This window comes from Methanotorris formicicus Mc-S-70 (assembly GCF_000243455.1).
Taxonomy (GTDB): Archaea; AGJL01; Methanococci; order Methanococcales; family Methanococcaceae; genus Methanotorris; species Methanotorris formicicus.
Genome location: NZ_AGJL01000090.1, coordinates 1 through 3461 on the forward strand (window position 1 = coordinate 1; position 3461 = coordinate 3461).

Annotated in this window: 5 protein-coding genes; all 5 read left to right on the forward strand. The window is 31.9% G+C overall.

The genetic code is table 11. The annotated features are described in order from the left end of the window. Nucleotides 1-201, forward strand: a 201-nt coding sequence (locus METFODRAFT_RS11210) for a hypothetical protein (protein WP_007045376.1), incomplete at its 5' end; no start/stop codon positions are given. 695 nt (nt 202-896) lie between these two features. Continuing rightward, nucleotides 897-1214: a DUF357 domain-containing protein gene (locus METFODRAFT_RS09370; RefSeq protein ID WP_007045377.1), complete on the forward strand. Its 318-nt coding sequence runs from the start codon at nt 897-899 to the stop codon at nt 1212-1214. Nucleotides 1215-1281: 67 nt separating this feature from the next. After that, nucleotides 1282-1629 (forward strand): DUF555 domain-containing protein, encoded by a 348-nt coding sequence (locus METFODRAFT_RS09375; protein WP_007045378.1) that lies wholly within the window; start codon nt 1282-1284, stop codon nt 1627-1629. A 179-nt stretch (nt 1630-1808) separates the two neighbouring features. Then, a complete protein-coding gene (locus tag METFODRAFT_RS09380) occupies nt 1809-2255 on the forward strand; it encodes an NADH-quinone oxidoreductase subunit B family protein (protein WP_007045379.1) in 447 nt (148 codons plus the stop codon). 73 nt (nt 2256-2328) lie between these two features. Then, complete coding sequence (locus METFODRAFT_RS09385; RefSeq protein WP_007045380.1) at nt 2329-3297, forward strand: respiratory chain complex I subunit 1 family protein; 969 nt, start codon at nt 2329-2331, stop codon at nt 3295-3297. Nucleotides 3298-3461 lie beyond the last annotated feature (164 nt).

The window sequence follows — 3461 nt, forward strand, 5'->3', positions numbered from 1 at the left end:
TTCGTTTGCAAAAGAGTTATGAAATCGTCTGAAAAAGACAACATTTTAAAAAAAATTACTGGAAACGAATTGGAGATAGATGAATTTTACATTAACTCTGGAGATAAAGGCATTAAAAAGAATAAAAAACGAAGAAGGGGATTAAAAAAGGGGCAAAGGAACGTACAAAATCGAAAGACCTCCAATAATAACACTGTATAGTTGAAACGAATTTAAGCAAGGCTAAAATTTGAGAAATGATTAACGAAGTTAATTCAGACGATTTAATCGTTAATACGGATGATGGCTTAAACGTTAATAACTGCGAATGCTTCCATTCGATAATCAAACATTATCTAAGAAAACATCGAGGCATTAGTCGAAAAAATCTCCACCCATATGTAAGCCTCTATACATTTATATACAACTATAAATCGAATTGGTTCTCTGAATTACTTATAATCATGTTAGGTAATGATACTTGAAGATGAGCATTGGTTTTAATTTTAATAGTGTCAAATCACACTATCAGTAAATTGAAGTTTGCGCTATTTGTTGTTTGTAGTTGTTTACGTTAAAAACTGTAAATATCAAAAATTAAAATATAAATCAATATTTATTCAAAATCAGTCAATTTACCTTACTTTCGGAAATTTTATCATGTCTGAATAAACGATATTCCCAAATTAAAATTCAAATTAAAGTTGTTAAACATAACATTGAAATTTTTTAACGCCCATTCTTAGAGGATATAGGTGTCAAAATTAAGTACAAATTCAGTTATTTTAAAATTTGGTAAACAACAACTATAAATAGAACTTTAAAAAAGTAGATTTTGTTATTTTTAAATTATACAACAAACTTTTAAATAGGCAAATGTAGTAGTATGATATAAAGTTTTTGTATAGTGGTGAGGTATGTGCAAGAGGGGCAATGAGATAAAAAATATCATTACAGATGAGAAATTAAACAACTACTTAAGAAGAACAGAAGAAGCCATACAGATAATAAAAAAGGGATTACCTCCAAAAAGAAGTTTACTTTATGATGTTGCAGAGGACTTTCTATTGATGATAGAGAGTTATTATAAGGATGCAAAAGCATTTATAGATGTAGGGGATTATGTTAATGCATTTGCATCATTAAATTATGCCTACGGTTGGATAGACGCTGGGGCAAGGTTGGGTATCTTTGATGTGGGAGATGATGATGTTAGATTCACATTGGCAAAATAATCAAATAAATACTTAAGTAAAATATAAAAACTGCGAGAAAAAACTTTGTGAGGTTTTGGTGAGACTTATGGGGAATTATCACGTAACACTACAGGCAGCATACGTTGTGAAGAATGTGGATGATGTTGAGGATGCCATTAATGTGGCTATTTCTCAAATAGGGAAAACCTTAAACAGACATAGCATGGAATATGTGGATATTGACATTGGATTAACAATATGTCCAAAATGCGGTGAGCCCATAGATTGTGTACTTGTTGTTGCAAGAACTGCATTGGTTGGAATCTTACTGTCAATGAGGGTATTTAATGCTGAAAGTACAGAACATGCAATAAGGATAGCAAAGGCAACAATTGGAAAGGCTTTAAAAGATATCCCATTGGAAGTTGTGGATGTTGTAGAAATGCGTAAATAATTTTATTTATTTTTATTTGCTTTATTTTTTCTTAATTTTGTGTTGTTACTATCCTTACTCTATAAAATGCTTTTTTTATATTCTTTATTAAAACCGCAATATTTTTATATAAATTTGTCGATAATTTGTCATTAATTATCATGATAAATTTTATGTTGTTAATGTTTGAGGTGGATTTGATGTCATTAAAGGCATTATCAAGAAAAAACTGCATCCACGTCATGCTTGTCTATACTGGAGGATGTAATGGATGCGATATTGAAGTAGTTAACTGTGTTTTGTCCCCTTTTTATGATGCGGAGCAATACAATGTTCTTTTAACATGGAATCCAAGAGAGGCAGATATTTTAATTGTCACTGGATGTGTTACAAAGGCAGTCACTGAATCATTAAAAAAGATTTACGAAGAGATTCCAGAACCTAAGGCAGTTGTTGCAGTTGGGGCTTGTGCATTGATGGGTGGGGTTTATAAGCATATCGGTGCTGATTTAGGAACATCATCATTTATTGATGGACCTGTTGAAAATGTAATTCCAGTTGACGTTAAAGTTCCAGGGTGCCCACCAAGACCAGAGGACATAATAACTGGGATTGTCAAAGCACTCCCTAAAATTTTGAACGAATAATAACATGTGAAGTTAAGACATATACTTTGCTTGGGATATTCTACAGATTTATACGTAACCAGATGGTGAGATTATGATAGAAGAGATTTTATCAGCAATAGGCATTCCATTGATAGCGTTCTCATTATCCACATGGATTCCAGGAATGCAGAGGAAAATCCAAGCAAGAATACAACAAAGAATAGGACCTTCAATAGCAACTCCTGGATTTTGGGCATTATTTAAATTTCTCTACAAAATTCCAAAAGAGCCAGTAGCGAAGATGCCAAATTTATACAAAACTCTTCCTCTTGTTAGTTTTGTTGTTTTGTGGGCAGTTTTTGCATTAACAACATTAATACATTATCATATACTTTCAAATGAGATTGGTCTTATTGGACTTTTGAAAATAGAAGAAATGGTTTACATTATAATGGGTTCATTATCAAATACAGTAATGGGTATTAGAATGCCGTTTATTGATGAATGTAAAGGAAGTGGTTTTTTAGGGACAATAAAAATGACGCTTGAACAACTTGGGGCAGTTAGGGCATTTAAAATGATTACTATCGGTTCATTTCCATTCTATTTAGCAACATTTATCCCATTTATCTCACAACACAGCATATTTTTAAAGGATGTTGTAGGGAATATGTTTTTATTTACACTTGGGGGTTTATTTGGGGCGTTGTGTTATTTAATTGGATATATAATAATGCTAAAGGAATACCCATTCTCAATCATGCACACAAAGGCAGATGTTATTGAAGGGCCTACAATGGAATATTCAGCAAAATATAGAGCGCTTTATTTGTGTGTTAAGGAACTTTTGATGATAACACTTGGAAGTTTATTCGCTACTTTGTATTTGGGTATTGCTCCAGATATAAGCAATCCAATAACTATCGTGATAAATCTTGCAGTTGCTATGTTATTCCCAATAATCGCTGCTATAGTTAATGCATTCACACCGGTGTTTACATTTAGGCAGGTTTATCCAATGTCACTATTTGCAACAACTTTGGGAATCATTGGGGTCCTATGTACATTATTAGGGATTTAATATCTTAATTTTTTTACTGATAGTGTGATTTAACAATATTAACTTTAAAACCAAAAAATAGAAATATGTAGTGCTTGAATAACTCGTTAAAAAACGGTGCATCTCCTATGCTAGCAGCACTTAATAGTATACTCACTAATTCTATAAATAGTTTAGGATTTAAC